Raw genomic sequence first — 14,589 nt, 5'->3', positions numbered from 1 at the left:
ACCGCCGCCGTGCTTACGTCGCAAAGAAAGCAACTGATACTGGAAGCGCTCAAGCGCAACGGGCAGGTGATCGCCAAATCCTTGAGCGCCGAATTCGAGGTTTCCGAGGACACGATTCGCCGCGATCTGCGCGAACTCGCCGCCGAGGGCCAGCTTCAGCGCGTGCACGGCGGCGCATTGCCGGCGTCGCCGGCGGCGGTGGACTTTGCCGGGCGCGAGCGTATCGAGTCGACGTCGAAAGCGTCGATCGGCCGGGCGGCGGCGGGCATGATCGCGCCTGGCCAGATTGCGTTCGTCGATGGCGGCACGACCGCGGTGCAACTGGCGCGCCATTTGCCGCGTGACTTGCGCGCGACGATCGTCACGCATAGCCCGAGCATCGCCGTCGAACTCGCGGAGCATGCCGAACTCGAGGTCGTGATGATCGGCGGCCGCCTGTTCAGGCATTCGATGGTCAACGTCGGCGCCGCGGCGATCGAAGCGCTCAGTCACATTCGCGCGGACCTGTATTTCATGGGCGTGACGGGCGTGCATCCGCAAGCGGGCCTGAGCACCGGCGACATGGAAGAGGCCTACGTGAAACGCGCGTTCGCGGAACATGCCGCGGAGACGGTGGTGCTGGCTTCGGCGGAAAAACTCAATGCGGCTTCGGCATACAAGATCGCAGACGTGACGGCAGCGAGCACGCTCGTTGTCGAACGGAATACGGCCGAGGCGCTGACCGCGCCGTTCGAGGTGTTGGGCATCAGCATAATGCGCGCATAGTTCGACATACTGACTAAAAAGGGAAAGCCGTCAAGAACCGCTGTGAAACCGCGAATTTGACGGTCGATACCCAATCCACTATTTCCGAGCTGGAGCGCAAAATTTGACGCACCCTGCGGCGAGTCAGCGCGAAAATCGCGGCCCTTGCCGCAGGGCAGCCAATTGAAGCTCAAGGTGAATACATCCCCCGACGCCAGCGCCTGGCCCACTGAAGACAATCGCAATCCCGTTCTGCCGGTGCTGCCCTTCACGCATCGTCCGGTCGGCTACGTGAAGTACCAAGGCAGTACTACAGCTAGCCGCGTTCCATCGAGCCAGGCGGACGCCGGTCCGTCCGCGTTCCGACACGACTCTTATTCGACGCCTAAGGCCGCCGCCGCTGACAATTCAAGTTTCGACCGCACTCTGCCGTTAAACCAAACGGTATCGTGCGCTTGCCGGGGGCTTCGCCATGGGGGCGTTTGCACGGCGTGCGGATGCGGACGTTTATCCGCCAGTGGCGCATGAAGAAAGCCGGTAACGACCGGACTTGCGGCGGTTACGCGGATGCCCGACGGGCACGCGCCGCCGTCGTACAGGTTGCACGCGCAACGATGTCTGCAATACGGCGCGTAAGGTTTGTATCAGAGTGTGTGGGTTGGCGCGTTTTTTATAAAACGCACTTTACAATTCCGCTTGAATTTTCAACGGCAATCTGGCCCTTTTCGCGGAAGATTGGCTGATCTGGCGGGCTGCACATGCGCGTCCCGCGCATCCGGCAGCTTGTGAAGGCGAAGGGTTGGGTTGGTCGGCAGGGCATGGGTGAGCGCCGCACGAAGCGGCTTCGCCGTGTCGCAAAAGAAGCAGCGCGCCGTCCGGGCGCGCGCATCGCACGCGACAAGGCGGCATCCAGGTCGCCAATGAACGAGGCAGGAGTCGAACAAGATGGGAAAGCGCTTCGACAGAACAATGATGGCCAGTCTTGCTGGCGTATGGGTCGCGCTGGCGGTCGGCGGTTGTGCGAATGTGGGGCAGCAGGGCGCGCAGACAGGCGCGGCTGCGGGCGCGGCGGCGGCGTCCGCTGTGCCGGCGGCAAGCGCACCGACGTCCGATGCGACAGCGGCCGCGCCGACCGGGATCAGCGCCGACCAGAGCGCGCTGCTCAAGAAATCGCCGCCGCTGGTGTATCGCGTCAGGCGTGGCGATACCCTGGCGCGCATCGCGCAGCATCACCATTGCAGCATGAAGCAGTTGCAGGCGTGGAATGGATTGAAGGCGTCGTCGCGCCTGAAGCCGGGACAGGTGCTGCACGTCGCGTCGCCGGAAACGGTACGGGCGGTGAATGCGGCCAATGCTGCAGCGAAGGCCGCCGCGGCGTCCGCGCCGGCGGCCTCGGTCGCGGCACGGCAAACGGCGTCGGCGGCATCCACGCCGGCTGCGGCGCAGTCCGCGCAAGCCGTGCAGTCGCCCGCGCTCAGCGCCGCTGAAGCACGCGAAGTGGCGCAGCAAACCGCGCGGCACGCGAACGGCGTATCGCTGGCCTGGCCGGCGGGCGGGCGTGTAGTCGAGGGATTCCAGCCGGGCGAAACGCGCGGCATCGAAATTGGCGGCAAGCCGGGCGACCCGGTGCGGGCCGCGGCCAATGGCAAGGTGATGTACGCCGGCACGGGGCTGAACAGCTACGGCAGTCTTATCATCGTCCAGCACAACAAGGACTTTCTGACCGCCTACTCGCACAACCGCAAGTTGCTGGTCAAGACTGGCGATATCGTCGTGCAGGGCCAGCAGATTGCCGAAATGGGCGACGAAAACAATTCGCGCGTTTCGGTGGGCTTCGAGTTGCGACGCGACGGCAAGCCGATCGATCCCATGCCCTATCTGCCGCAAGGACGCGGCTAGGCGCGAGCCCTCAATCGAACCACCGCAGCGCCGCGGCGATGATCGCTTCCGGCGCATCTTCCTGCATCAGGTGACCGGCTTTCGGGACCGCCTGAAAGCGCGCTTCCGGTATGCTGGCTACGTTGAACCGCACGAACTGATCGCGAAACGTCTAGCTTTCGGGAAAAAGCCAGTTTTGCATAGCGACGAGCGTCGCGAGAAAGTCTGCTTACCTTGGTTGGCAGGGCTTCGTGAAGCATGCTGACCGGCTTTTCGTAGCCTGCTCGGAACGTCTCCCGCAAAAGCTCACCTTTGTTTTATTCAGCAAAGCCAGGCAAATTCAACCGTGACCCGGTCGCGCATCCGTTTCAACGGCAAACGAACATGCACGCACACTGCCGGCAACCCGCAGGGCAAAACGAGGCCAGAACTCACACCACGCGAGCACAAGGCCGCGCGCAACCGGCTACTTCGATTCAATCCCTCGCAACAACTGCGACACCTGGCCATGCTGATGCAGGATCGCCGGATCGGCCTGCAACAGCGGCAGATAGCGCGGCAGAAACGCATTGTTCGGCTGGTCGGGCGAGAACAGCCCCGTCACCGCTTCGGCTGCGGCGGTCCGGTCGGCGGCTTCGGCTTCCCTGTCGTCGAGAATTTCGTCGACGTTCGCAATGACCGTCGAGAGCGGCGTGAGCCAGCGGAAGCCCGAACCGTTGATGAGCACCTGCAGGAAAGCCGCCGGCGTGACCGGGCCGAATTCCTTTTCGTACACGGCACGCTCGTGATCGAGAATGGCCTTGTGCAGCGCCAATAGCGGTCGGCGAATGTCCGAGAGGAATTGAGTGCATTGCGAGTCGTCCATGTGTGCTACTCCTTCGGATGGTCAGTCAGACCGCATCCATGCTATCAAAATCGCCCGGCATTGATTCAACAAGATTCACTGACCGGATAAAGGCCGGCCGCTCGGGCCGATACGCGGATAATCTCCCGTCGATTAAAAACACCTTTCAACCATGCAATCCGCGCGCGCGATATTTTTTCCGTGCGCCCGGCGGCGCGCAGCCGCGAGGCGAACTTTCTAATGCGCGTCTACAATTCGCCGGTCAGTATCCGCACGTTCGCGCCCGTGCATCGATCGCCGTTTGCAACGACCGGAAAGCCGCGACGCGCATTAGTCCGGGTTGTCGAATAAACGCTGCGAGTCTTTACCTTTTGGTTCGACGTCTCTGTCTAAACAGCCTGCCAAACAATAACCCCACTCGGAGCCGCTCAATGACAACGCTGAATATCAATGGCCAGACGCACACCGTCGACGCGCCGCCCGACATGCCCCTTCTGTGGGTCTTGCGCGATCTGGTCGGTCTGACCGGTACGAAGTTCGGTTGCGGCATCGCTCAATGCGGTGCGTGCACTGTGCATCTCGACGGCGTGGCGGTGCGCTCGTGCGTGTTGCCGGCGGCGGCTGTCGGTGACAGGAAGATCACCACGATCGAAGCAGTGGGCAGCACGCCGGCAGGCCAGAAAGTGCAGCAGGCATGGCGTCAATTGGACGTGGTGCAATGCGGCTACTGTCAGTCGGGGCAGGTGATGTCGGCGGCGTCGCTGCTGGCGAGCAACCCCAATCCTACCGATGCGGACATCGACGCCGCCATGGCCGGCAATATCTGCCGCTGTGGGACGTATAACCGCATCCGCGCGGCGATCAAGCAAGCCGCGAAGGGGGCATGACATGTCCCAGGGATTGCTCGATGCGCACAACGGCGCGGAGCCGTCGAAAGCCGACGCGCGCGCCGCGGGTGGCTTGTCACGCCGCACCTTTCTGAAGTTCGGTGTGACGGTGGGGGCGGCGGCCGGCGGCGGCCTGCTGCTCGGCTTCAGCATGCCGGCCGCCAGCCAGGATCAGAAGGCCGGCAAATCCGTGATCGGCGGCGACGGCGTGGAAACGCCGCAAAGCGGTGTGTTCGCGCCGAACGCGTTCATCCAGATCGACACGGCAGGCAAGGTCACGCTCGTGATTCCGAAGGTCGAGATGGGCCAGGGCGTCTACACGTCGATTCCGATGCTGATCGCCGAGGAGCTCGAAGTACCGCTGGACACGGTCACCGTCGATCACGCGCCGCCGAACGAGAAGCTCTTCATGGACCCGCTGCTCGGCGGCCAGCTCACGGGTGGCTCGACCTCGATCCGCTACGCGTGGGAGCCCATGCGTAAAGCGGGCGCAACGGCGCGCACTGTGCTGATCAGCGCGGCGGCGCAGCAATGGCAGGTCGACCCGGCAAGCTGTCATGCGCAGGCCGGGCAGGTGATTCACGCGGCCAGCAACCGCAGCATCGGCTATGGTCAACTGGTGAGCGCAGCCGCCAGTCTGCCCGCGCCGCAGAACGTCAAGCTCAAGGATCCGAAGGACTTCAAGCTGATCGGCACGGCGGCGAAGCGCCTCGATTCGCCGGAGAAAGTAGACGGCACCGCGATGTTCGGGCTCGACGTGCGTGTGCCCGACATGGTCTACGCGGCGATTGCGAACTGCCCGGTGTTCGGCGGCACACTCGCCAGCGTCGACGACACCCACGCGAAAAAAATCCCCGGCGTGCGCCAGGTCGTCAAGATCGACAACGCGGTCGCGGTGATTGGCGACCATACGTGGGCCGCCAAACGCGGCGTGCAGGCGCTCGTCATCAAGTGGAACGAAGGCGCGGGAGCGAACCTGTCGATGAAGCAGATCGTCGACGATCTCGCCAACGCCTCGCAGCGCAACGGCGCGGTGGCGCGCAAGGACGGCGACGTCGGCAATGCCTTTTCCAATGCGAAGACGCGCGTCGACGCCGTGTATCAGCAGCCGTTCCTCGCGCACGCCACCATGGAGCCGATCAACTGCACGGTGCATGTGCGCCCCGACGGTTGCGATGTCTGGCTCGGCTCACAGGTGCCCACGCGCGTGGTGGATGCCGCCGTGGCCGTCACGGGCCTGCCCGCCGACAAGATCGTCGTGCACAACCATCTGATCGGCGGCGGCTTCGGGCGACGGCTCGAGTTCGACATGGTCACGCAGGCGGTGAAGGTCGGCAAACAGGTGTCGACGCCGGTGAAGGTGGTCTGGACGCGCGAAGAAGACATTCAGCACGACATGTACCGCCCGTATTACTACGACAAGATTTCGGCCGGGCTCGACGCCAATGGCAAACCGGTCGCGTGGCAACATCGCATCGTCGGTTCCTCGGTGCTGGCGCGGTTCGCGCCGCCCGCTTTCAAGAACGGCCTCGATCCCGATGCGGTCGAAGTCGCGTCGGATCTGCCATACGACCTGCCGAATCAGCTGGTCGACTACGTGCGCGAGGAGCCGCACGCGGTGCCCACCGCATTCTGGCGCGGCGTGGGACCGACGCGCGGCACCTTCGTGGTGGAGAGTTTCATCGACGAACTCGCGGCGCAGGCCAAAGTCGATCCCGTCAAATACCGTCAGGATCTGCTCGGCAAGACACCGCGCGCACTGAACGTGCTCAACGTCGCCACGCAGGCGGCGAACTGGGGCGGCGCGGTGCCGAAGGGGCAAGGGCGCGGCGTGTCGGTCATGCACGCGTTCGGCAGCTTCTTTGCGATCGTCGTCGACGTCGCGGTGGATCAGGGCGAGGTGGCGGTCAAGCACGTGGTGTGCGCGGTCGATTGCGGCATGGTGGTCAATCCGAACACGATCGAGGCGCAGGTGCAGGGCGGCATCATCTTCGGCATCACCGCGGCTCTTTACGGCGAGATCACGATCAAGGACGGCCGCGTCGAGCAGAGCAACTTCACCGACTACCGGATGCTGCGCATCGATCAGACGCCGCCTATCGAGGTGCATATCGTGAAGAGCAGCGAGGCGCCCGGGGGCATCGGCGAACCGGGCACGGCGGCGCTCGCGCCCGCGCTGACCAACGCGATTTACGCGGCCACCGGCAAGCGGCTGCGGCAATTGCCGGTCGGCAGCCAACTGCAAACCGCCTGACCGGAGCCAGACATGAAAAACACATTGAAGGGTTTCGGTGCGGCGTTGTTCGTGACACTGCCGTTGTTCGCGCAGGCGGCCGCGCAGTCAGCCGATCCCGCGCTGGTGCAACGCGGCGCGTATCTGGCGAAGGTCGGTGATTGCGTCGCCTGTCATACGGCGCCCAAGGGCAAGCCGTTCGCGGGCGGCTTGCCGATGACCACGCCGATGGGCCAGATCTACACCACCAACATCACGCCCGACCAGCAGACCGGCATCGGCGCCTATACGGAAGAGGACTTCGCGCGGGCGATGCGCGAAGGCGTCGCGAAAGACGGCCACAACCTCTATCCGGCGATGCCGTATCCGTCCTACGCCAAGGTCAACGACGACGACATGAAAGCGCTGTATGCGTATTTCATGAGCGGCGTGGCACCGGTGCAGCAGGCGAATCGCGAGGCCGACATCAAGTGGCCGATGAACATGCGCTGGCCGTTGAAATTCTGGAACATGGTGTTCCTCGATAAAGGCGTCTATCAGGACAAGTCGGGCAAGGACGTGGCCTGGAACCGCGGCGCGTATCTGATTCAGGGGCTCGGACACTGCGGGTCGTGCCACACGCCGCGCGGCATCGCGTTCCAGGAGAAGGCGCTCGACGAAAGCGGCAGTGCGTTCCTCACCGGCGGCGTGCTCGACGGCTGGTTCGCGGCCAACCTCACCGGCGAGCAGAACGTCGGTCTGGGCCGCTGGAACGATCAGGACCTGCAGGCGTTCCTGAAGACCGGCGCGAATCGCCATGCCTCGGCGTTCGGTTCGATGACCAGCGTGATCAATAACAGCACGCAGGGCATGAACGATACGGACATCGCGGCCATGTCGACGTATCTGAAGTCGCTGCCGCCGGCGGGCGGCAACGGTGCGCCGCCTTATAGGTACGACCCGCAGGCGACGAAGGTGTCACTCAACCGTCCCGCGAACGATGCCGGCGCGCGCGTCTATACGGCGTATTGCATGCACTGCCACGGTGTCGACGGACGCGGCTTCGCGCCGATGCTGGCGCCGTTGTCCGGCAATCCGAACGTGCTGGAGAAGGATCCGTCGTCGCTGATCAACGTGACGTTGAACGGCACCGAGGATCTGGTGATCGGCGGCATTCCCGCGCCGTATCCGATGCCGAAGTACGCGCCGGTGCTCAACGACCAGCAGATCGCCGACGTGCTGACTTTCGTGCGGGCCGGCTGGAACAACGGCGCGCCGGCGGTGACGGCGGACGACGTGGCGAAGTTGCGCAAGTCGACGCACGCGGCTCGCTAGTCCTCTCACGGCGGCAATAAAAAAGCGGCAACCGTTGTGCACGGTTGCCGCTTTTTCAATTCGCCGCGCTGCGCGAAATCTCAGCGATGCTGGCCCACCTTCTGCCGTTTTTCCAGCACCCGCGCGTACCACGTCAGCGGGAAGCACATCGCGAAGTAAATCATCGCGACCATGCCGTAGATCGGGAACGGGCGGAACGCGGCGTTGGTGATCATGGTGCCGGTCTTGGTCAATTCGGTGAAGCCGATGATCGACGCGAGCGCCGTGCTTTTCACCACTTGCACGAGAAAGCCGACCGTCGGCGCCACCGCGATTTTCCGCGCCTGCGGCCACACGATATAGCGCAGCTGCTGACCGAAGGTCATGCCGAGACTCGCGCCCGCGGCCCACTGGCCGCGCGGCACGGCTTCGACGCAGCCGCGCCAGATATCGACCAGATACGCGCTCGTGTAGAGCGTCAAGGTGACGGTGGCCGCGACCCACGGCGACACATCGACGCCGAGCAGCGGCAAACCAAAGAACGCCAGAAAGAGCTGCATGAGCAGCGGCGTGCCCTGAAACACTTCCACATACACCACGACGATGCGGCGCAGCCAGGCAATCGGCGACACGCGCATCGCGAGCAGAATCAGCCCGACGATGCCGCCGCCGACAAACGCGATCAGCGACAGCAGCACCGTCCAGCGGGCGGCGAGCAACAGATTGCGGGCAATGTCCCACAGCGTGAATTCGACCATGATCAACGCTCCGTGGGCAGGGTGCGGGCGCCGCGCCACATCAGGCGATTGCGCCAGTTGCGCGGCGCGCTCTCGTTGCCGCGCGCCGCACGGCCCGCGAACAGACCGCGGCCGAGCCGGTTGAGGATTTGCCGCAATACGATCGACAGCACCAGATACGTCGCGGTGATGATCAGGTAGCTTTCGAACGAGCGGAAGTTACGCGACTGGATGAAGTTGGCCGCATACGTGAGATCGGGCACTGAGATCTGCGAGACCACCGCCGAGCCGAGCATCACGATCAGCACCTGGCTCAGCAGCGCGGGAAACACGTTGGCGATGGCCTGTGGCAGCACGATGAAGCGAAACACCTGGCGCCCGTGCAGACCAAGCGCCTGCGCTGCCTGCACCTGGCCGCGCGAAATCGAGTCGATGCCGGCGCGCACGATCTCTATGGCGTAGGCGCCGAGGTTGACGGTCATGGCCAGAATCGCGGCCTGCACTTCATCGATATGGATGCCGAGGCTCGGCAAGCCGAAGAACACGAAGAACAACTGCACGATGAACGGCGTGTTGCGGATCAGTTCCACATAACTCGCCACCACCCAGCGCGCCCATTTCGGCCCGGCCACGGCGACGCTCGCACCGGCAATGCCGACGATCCCGCCGAGCAAAGTCGAGACGGCCGTCAGCCCCAGGGTCACGGCGACGCCGCGCGCGAGCATCCCCGCATAGAGGCCGAAGCCGCTGAAATCGAACGCATAAGTCATGGCGTGGCGCTCATCGTGAGGTCAAACTCCGGCGCGGACCACGCTTCATGGTCCGCGCAAAAAAGGTTCAGAGGTCGGCCGGCAGCGGCGCGCGCAGCCATTTCTGCGAAATCGCGTTCATGGTGCCGTCCTTGCGGGCCTTGGCAATCGTTTCGTCGACCTTCTGTTTCAGACGCGGCTCGTTCTTGTTCAAACCGACGTGATCCGGCGAGCTGAACAGCGAGAACTTCTGCTCGGGATCGTTGGCGGGATGACGCGCGAGAATCGTGGCGCCGACGTCGTTGCCGACTACCATCAACTGTACCTGACCAGAAAGAAACGCCGAAATTGCGCCGTTAGGATCGTCGAAACGTTTGATGTTCGCCGTGGGCGGCGCGATCTTGGTCACGCTCAGGTCTTCCAGCGTGCCGCGCGCGACCGAAATCGACTTGCCGGCGAGATCGGCGGCGTTCTTCACGGGCAGGGCTTTCGGGCCGAACACGGCAAGGTAGTACGGCGCGTACGGTTGCGAGAAGTCGATCACCTTTTCGCGTTCCGGCGTCTGCCCGACCGACAGCAGCATGTCCGCCTTGTGGTCGGCGAGATAGGCCATGCGGTTGTCGCCCGTCACCTGCACGAGTTCGACCTTGGCGTTGAGCGCCTTGCCGATCAGGTTGGCGACGTCGATGTCGTAGCCCATCGGCTTCATGTCCGGGCCGATCGAGCCGAACGGCGGATAGTCTTCGAATACGCCGATGCGCACCGTGCCCGTCTTGGCGATGTTGTCGAGCGCGTCCGCATGCGCGGCCGACGGCAACGCGCACAGCGCGCCGAGAGCGGTAAAGGCGAGCGTCGCGGCGAGCGTGGCGAACACCCGGCGGGTGCGGGATTGGGTAGCGGGGCGGTGGATCATGATCTTTCCTCTGTCGAAAATGTCGGTATTGGAATGGACGAGTCGGTGTGAGTCAATAGCGCGCGTTTCAATGCGCTTCAGTGCCTGGCCCGTGCGGCGATCAGTTTGCACGCATGCGGCGGCAATTCCGCGAGCACTGGCATGCCGAGCGTGAGCCCCGGCGTCTCGCGCGGCGTGGTGGCGGCGGTCAGGACGAAGCCGGCGCAGTCGATGGTCGCTTCGAGCGACGCGCCCACGTCGCGGATAAACGTGACGGTGCCTTGCAGCCGGTTCGGGCCCGCTGCGTCGGACGCCGCTTTTACGCACACGTCTTCCGGGCGGATCAGCAGACGGATGTCGCTGCTGGACTCCGGCACGCGCGCCGGTTGCACGACGCTGATGCGCCGGCCGCCCGGCAGGCTCACGCCGCCCGCGCCGTCGTACGTGACCGGCAGGATATTGCCGAGGCCGATGAAGTCGGCGACGAACTCGCTGACCGGATCGCGGTAGATATCGAGCGGCTTGCCGACCTGGGCGATGCGGCCTTTCTCCATCACGACGATTTCGTCGGCCATCGTCATCGCTTCGCGCTGATCGTGCGTGACCATGATCGTCGTGATGCCCAGACGCTGCTGCAGCAAGCGGATCTCCACTTGCATCGCCTCGCGCAGCTTGGCGTCGAGCGCGGAGAGCGGCTCGTCGAGCAGCAGCAGTTTCGGCTGCGAGGCGATCGCGCGCGCAATCGCCACGCGCTGACGCTGGCCGCCGGAGAGTTGCGTGACCGGCCGGTTCGCCATGTGCGGCAACTGGATCAGTTCCAGCAACTCGGCCACGCGGCGCGTCTGCTGGTCCTTCGCGGTCTTGCGCAGCTTCAGCGGATACGCGATGTTTTGCGCGACCGTCATATGCGGAAACAGCGCGAGAGACTGGAACACCATGCCGAAGTCGCGCTGGTTCGCCGGCAGTCGCGTGATGTCGCGCCCGGCGAAATGGATGCTGCCGGAGGTCGGCGTTTCCAGCCCGGCGATCATCCGCAGCAGCGTGGTCTTGCCGCAGCCGGACGGGCCGAGAAAGCACACCAGCTTGCCGTCGGGCACGCTCAGATCGACGCTGTCGACGGCATGCGCCGCGCCGAAACGCCGTGTCACGGCCTGCAAGGTTAAATGGGTCATCGGATGCTCCAGCAGTCAAGCGCCACAAGTGCGCAGGTTCACAAAGCGACGCCTTCGTCGCCGATCAGCTTTTCGAGCAGCCAGATCAGTGCGAAGTCGATCGCGACGATGAACACGGCGAAACAGAACACGGTCGGATCGAGTGACGACACCGTGCGGCTGTAGAGCCACACCGGCAGCGTCATCGTATCGATGCCATAGAGGAAGAACGTCACCGTGAATTCGTTGAACGAGATGATGAACGCGAACAGCATGCCGGCGAGAATGCCGGGGCGCATGAGCGGCAGGATCACGTCGACGAGCGCGCGGCTCGGGCTCGCGCCCATCACGCAGGCAGCCTCTTCGAACTCCGGGCCGATGGCGGCGACCGACGCCGCGCAATTCTTCACGGTGAACGGCAGCGCCAGAATCACATGCGCGATGATCAGGCGGAACACGCCGAGTTCGACCGGCAGCACGTTGAACACCAGCAGCAGCGACAGGCCGAGCATCACCAGCGGGTAGACGAGCGGCAACGCGACCAGTTGTTCGACCGCGGGCTTGCCGCGAAAGCGGTAGCGGCTCAACGCGTAGGCGGCGGGCACCGAGACGAGCGTGGCGATGACCATGGTCGACAGCGCGACGATCAGGCTCGTGCGCAACGCGGCGCCCATCGACAGCGTGTCGCTCGCGTCCGGCGACACGAAGCTGTGCCACGCGGCGCGATACCAGTGCAAGCCGTAGGCGTGCGGCGGGAATTCGAGCGTGTCGGCCGCGCTGAACGACATGGTGATCATCGTGAGGATCGGCAGCGCGGCGAGGAACAGCACGATCGCCGCAAGCAGGGCGGTAGACTTGCCGAGTTGGCCGGGCATGACGGCCGCGAGGCGTGGTGAGCGCGGCGAGCCCGGCATGCGCGCGGGAGCGGTTTGAACGGGCGTGCTCATGCGTGAGGCTCCTCGGAAAGACGCTGCGTGCGGCGCACGAGGCGCTGCGACAACGCCATCACCGTCAGCGTGGCGACCATCAAAACGACGCCCGACGCGGAGGCCGCTGGCCAGTTCAGCAAGGGCGCGACCTGATCGTGCACCAGCACGGCGAGCATCGGCACGCGGCGTCCGCCGAGCAGCAGCGGTACGGCGAACGCGCTCGCGTTGTAGGCGAACACGAGCAGCGCGCCGGACACGAGACCGGGCATCGCCAAAGGCAACAGCACGTGACGCAGCGTTTGCCAGCGCGTCGCGCCGAGCGTGGCGGCGGCTTCTTCGTAGGAGCTCGAGACCGCGCGCATCGCGCTCGAAAGCGGCAGGACGGCGAGTGGAAACGCCGTCTGGATCAGACCGAGCAGCACGCCGTTTTCGCGGTACAGCCACATCAACGGACGTTGCACGAAGCCGCTGCCGAGCAGCGCGTGATTGAGCAGACCGGCCGGCCCGAGAATGATCAGCCAGCCATAGCCCTGCAGCAGCAGATTGACGAGCAGCGGCAGTAATACGCCTGCGAGCAGAAGCCGCCGCGCGAGCCGCGACTTCGTGCGCGCCATGGCCAGCGCGACCGGAATCGCCAGCAGCACCGCGCAGATCATGCTCTGGAACGCGAGCTTCAACGTGAGCCACAACGACTTCAGGAAGTAGCCGTCGAGCAGGTCCGCGTAGTTTTGCAGCGTGAAGCCGCGCCACTCGTTGCCCTGCGTGCCGAAGCTCATGCGCAGCACGACCAGCGCCGCCGCGCCGAGGATGGCGAGAAACAGCAGAATCGGCGCGAGCAGCAGCCATGGCCGCGCTTTCGCCAGCGCGGTGCCGGCGGGCGTGTCCGGTCCGGGAGAGGACGCGTCCGCCGAAGCAGCGGACGCCGATGAAACACGCCGCGAAAAGCGCGCGAGCATCGCGGTCATGCCGAGAAGATTTCGGTGTAACGCTTGATCCACGCCGGCTGTACCACCGCGAGCGCCTTGTCGTCGTGCAGCACGGCTTTCTCGGCGATCTGCTGCGGGCTCGGCACGAACGCGCGGCTCTCGGCGGGAATCACCGCTTTCGAATTCACCGGGCCGTTCAGCACGTCGGCGGCCATGCGGCCTTGCACGCCCGCGTCGAGCGAATGGTTGATGAAGGCGTGGATCAGATCGCTGTCGCCCGGATGCGACTTGGGGATCACGGTGAACATCAGTTGCGTGGCGAAGCCTTCTTTCATGCCGTAGGTCACGCCCATCTTGTACTCGGGCTTGCGGATCTGGGCAGGGAAGAACGCCGGCGAATAGATGCCGCCGATATCGAGCGAGCCGGTGCGGAACAGATCGGCCACCTGGTTCGGGTTCTCGCCGAGCGTCATGACGCGATCTTTCAGCTGCATCAGTTTCTTGAAGCCCGGCTCGATGTTCTGTTGCGAGCCGCCGTTCATTTTCGCGGCGATGATCGCCAGGTCCACCGCTTCGGCCCACTCGGGTGGCGGCAGGAACAGGCGTCCGGCGTATTTGGGATCCCACAAGGCTTCATACGACGCCGGCGCGGTCTTGACCGTCGACGTGTTGTAGATCAACCCATCCGACCACAGCAGGTAGCCGACGCCGAAGCCGTTCGCGCCCGTGCGGTATTGCGCCGCGACGTCTTTCAGGTTCGGCAGCTTGTCCAGATCGGGCTTCATCAGCAGACCGGCGTCGCCGAGGCCGGCCGCGCCCACGCCGGCCAATGTGATGACGTCGTAAGTGGGGCGATCGCGCGCGGCTTTGACTTTGGCGACCATGCCGGAGGTGCCGTCGGCACGGTCGGCGATTACTTTGGCGCCGGTTTCCGCCGTGAACGTGGCGGCGATATTGCGCAAAGCGGCAGCGCCCGTGTCGTCCGACCAGGTCAGGAGGCGCAGCGTCTTGCCGCTGAAATTGTGTTCCTGCGCGCGCAGGTTGATGAACGGCATCGGCAAGGTGGACGCCGCGAGCGCCGCGCCAAGCGCCTTGATGGCCTGCCTTCTACCCCGTTTGATCTCTTGCATGGCGGTCTCCTGTGTTGAACGCCTCGTTGAGTGCCGGTTCGCTGGTGATATCGCTGTGACCGCCGCCATTGCCTCGCTGATTCGCGTTGCCTGCCTGCGCTGCGTGTGGATGCACTCTAGGTTTGCCAAAATCCCTCAACAAACGAAATATGCGCATGGACAGCATGACGTAATCTCATGCAACGGCCGTCGTGCG

The 14,589-nt window shown here is 64.5% G+C and carries 13 protein-coding genes and 1 pseudogene; 5 read left to right on the top strand and 9 right to left on the bottom strand.

Translation table 11 applies throughout. From position 1 onward, the window contains the following. Positions 1–9 precede the first annotated feature (9 nt). Positions 10–765, top strand: coding sequence for a DeoR/GlpR family DNA-binding transcription regulator (locus RI103_RS27075; protein ID WP_310815533.1), 756 nt, complete (start codon positions 10–12; stop codon positions 763–765). Positions 766–1,689: 924 nt separating this feature from the next. Then, positions 1,690–2,643: a M23 family metallopeptidase gene (locus RI103_RS27070; protein WP_310815531.1), complete on the top strand. Its 954-nt coding sequence runs from the start codon at positions 1,690–1,692 to the stop codon at positions 2,641–2,643. Between the two features lie 10 nt (positions 2,644–2,653). Here RI103_RS27070 and RI103_RS27065 read toward each other — a convergent pair. Both RI103_RS27065 and RI103_RS27060 read right to left on the bottom strand, forming a co-directional pair. Then, positions 2,654–2,761: pseudogene (locus tag RI103_RS27065) on the bottom strand (alpha/beta hydrolase); the annotation flags it as partial. 327 nt (positions 2,762–3,088) lie between these two features. Continuing rightward, positions 3,089–3,487 (bottom strand): hypothetical protein, encoded by a 399-nt coding sequence (locus RI103_RS27060; protein ID WP_310815530.1) that lies wholly within the window; start codon positions 3,485–3,487, stop codon positions 3,089–3,091. Positions 3,488–3,897: 410 nt separating this feature from the next. Here RI103_RS27060 and RI103_RS27055 point away from each other — a divergent pair, with 410 nt between their 5' ends. From RI103_RS27055 to RI103_RS27045, 3 genes are read left to right on the top strand one after another with little or no spacing between them, the layout of a single operon-like run. Next, entirely contained in the window at positions 3,898–4,353 is a 456-nt protein-coding gene (locus RI103_RS27055) for a (2Fe-2S)-binding protein (protein WP_007177017.1), read from the top strand. A gap of 1 nt (position 4,354) precedes the next feature. Further along, positions 4,355–6,607: a xanthine dehydrogenase family protein molybdopterin-binding subunit gene (locus RI103_RS27050; RefSeq protein WP_310815528.1), complete on the top strand. Its 2,253-nt coding sequence runs from the start codon at positions 4,355–4,357 to the stop codon at positions 6,605–6,607. Positions 6,608–6,619: 12 nt separating this feature from the next. After that, entirely contained in the window at positions 6,620–7,900 is a 1,281-nt protein-coding gene (locus RI103_RS27045) for a cytochrome c (protein WP_310815527.1), read from the top strand. An 80-nt stretch (positions 7,901–7,980) separates the two neighbouring features. On the opposite strand, the gene RI103_RS27040 is transcribed toward RI103_RS27045, so the two are convergent. The 7 genes from RI103_RS27040 to RI103_RS27010 form a co-directional block, all read right to left on the bottom strand. Beyond that, a complete protein-coding gene (locus RI103_RS27040) occupies positions 7,981–8,637 on the bottom strand; it encodes an amino acid ABC transporter permease (protein WP_310815525.1) in 657 nt (218 codons plus the stop codon). A gap of 2 nt (positions 8,638–8,639) precedes the next feature. Then, entirely contained in the window at positions 8,640–9,386 is a 747-nt protein-coding gene (locus RI103_RS27035; RefSeq protein WP_310815523.1) for an amino acid ABC transporter permease, read from the bottom strand. Between the two features lie 67 nt (positions 9,387–9,453). Next, positions 9,454–10,278 carry a transporter substrate-binding domain-containing protein gene (locus tag RI103_RS27030; RefSeq protein WP_310815521.1) on the bottom strand — a complete coding sequence of 275 codons (825 nt, stop codon included), beginning with the start codon at positions 10,276–10,278 and terminating at the stop codon, positions 9,454–9,456. 77 nt (positions 10,279–10,355) lie between these two features. Next, complete coding sequence (locus RI103_RS27025) at positions 10,356–11,429, bottom strand: ABC transporter ATP-binding protein (protein ID WP_310815519.1); 1,074 nt, start codon at positions 11,427–11,429, stop codon at positions 10,356–10,358. A gap of 38 nt (positions 11,430–11,467) precedes the next feature. After that, positions 11,468–12,355: an ABC transporter permease gene (locus tag RI103_RS27020; protein ID WP_310815518.1), complete on the bottom strand. Its 888-nt coding sequence runs from the start codon at positions 12,353–12,355 to the stop codon at positions 11,468–11,470. Next, the gene (locus RI103_RS27015; RefSeq protein WP_310815516.1) at positions 12,352–13,302 is read right to left on the bottom strand and encodes an ABC transporter permease; all 951 of its coding nucleotides are present in this window, start codon (positions 13,300–13,302) and stop codon (positions 12,352–12,354) included. The genes RI103_RS27020 and RI103_RS27015 overlap by 4 nt, the downstream gene beginning before the upstream one ends. Further along, positions 13,299–14,393 carry an extracellular solute-binding protein gene (locus tag RI103_RS27010; RefSeq protein ID WP_310815514.1) on the bottom strand — a complete coding sequence of 365 codons (1,095 nt, stop codon included), beginning with the start codon at positions 14,391–14,393 and terminating at the stop codon, positions 13,299–13,301. The genes RI103_RS27015 and RI103_RS27010 overlap by 4 nt, the downstream gene beginning before the upstream one ends. Positions 14,394–14,589: the final 196 nt, after the last annotated feature.

Source organism: Paraburkholderia sp. FT54 (assembly GCF_031585635.1).
Lineage (GTDB): Bacteria > Pseudomonadota > Gammaproteobacteria > Burkholderiales > Burkholderiaceae > Paraburkholderia.
This window is presented reverse-complemented; position numbering and strand designations above follow the sequence as displayed.

What these genes read in the sequence shown, in the direction of transcription:
- RI103_RS27070 (WP_310815531.1), top strand. Translation starts at nt 1,690, where the DNA reads ATGGGAAAGCGCTTCGACAGAACAATGATGGCCAGTCTTGCTGGCGTA.
- RI103_RS27060 (WP_310815530.1), bottom strand. Translation starts at nt 3,487, where the DNA reads ATGGACGACTCGCAATGCACTCAATTCCTCTCGGACATTCGCCGACCG.
- RI103_RS27055 (WP_007177017.1), top strand. Translation starts at nt 3,898, where the DNA reads ATGACAACGCTGAATATCAATGGCCAGACGCACACCGTCGACGCGCCG.
- RI103_RS27050 (WP_310815528.1), top strand. Translation starts at nt 4,355, where the DNA reads ATGTCCCAGGGATTGCTCGATGCGCACAACGGCGCGGAGCCGTCGAAA.
- RI103_RS27045 (WP_310815527.1), top strand. Translation starts at nt 6,620, where the DNA reads ATGAAAAACACATTGAAGGGTTTCGGTGCGGCGTTGTTCGTGACACTG.
- RI103_RS27040 (WP_310815525.1), bottom strand. Translation starts at nt 8,637, where the DNA reads ATGGTCGAATTCACGCTGTGGGACATTGCCCGCAATCTGTTGCTCGCC.
- RI103_RS27035 (WP_310815523.1), bottom strand. Translation starts at nt 9,386, where the DNA reads ATGACTTATGCGTTCGATTTCAGCGGCTTCGGCCTCTATGCGGGGATG.
- RI103_RS27030 (WP_310815521.1), bottom strand. Translation starts at nt 10,278, where the DNA reads ATGATCCACCGCCCCGCTACCCAATCCCGCACCCGCCGGGTGTTCGCC.
- RI103_RS27025 (WP_310815519.1), bottom strand. Translation starts at nt 11,429, where the DNA reads ATGACCCATTTAACCTTGCAGGCCGTGACACGGCGTTTCGGCGCGGCG.
- RI103_RS27020 (WP_310815518.1), bottom strand. Translation starts at nt 12,355, where the DNA reads ATGAGCACGCCCGTTCAAACCGCTCCCGCGCGCATGCCGGGCTCGCCG.
- RI103_RS27015 (WP_310815516.1), bottom strand. Translation starts at nt 13,302, where the DNA reads ATGACCGCGATGCTCGCGCGCTTTTCGCGGCGTGTTTCATCGGCGTCC.
- RI103_RS27010 (WP_310815514.1), bottom strand. Translation starts at nt 14,393, where the DNA reads ATGCAAGAGATCAAACGGGGTAGAAGGCAGGCCATCAAGGCGCTTGGC.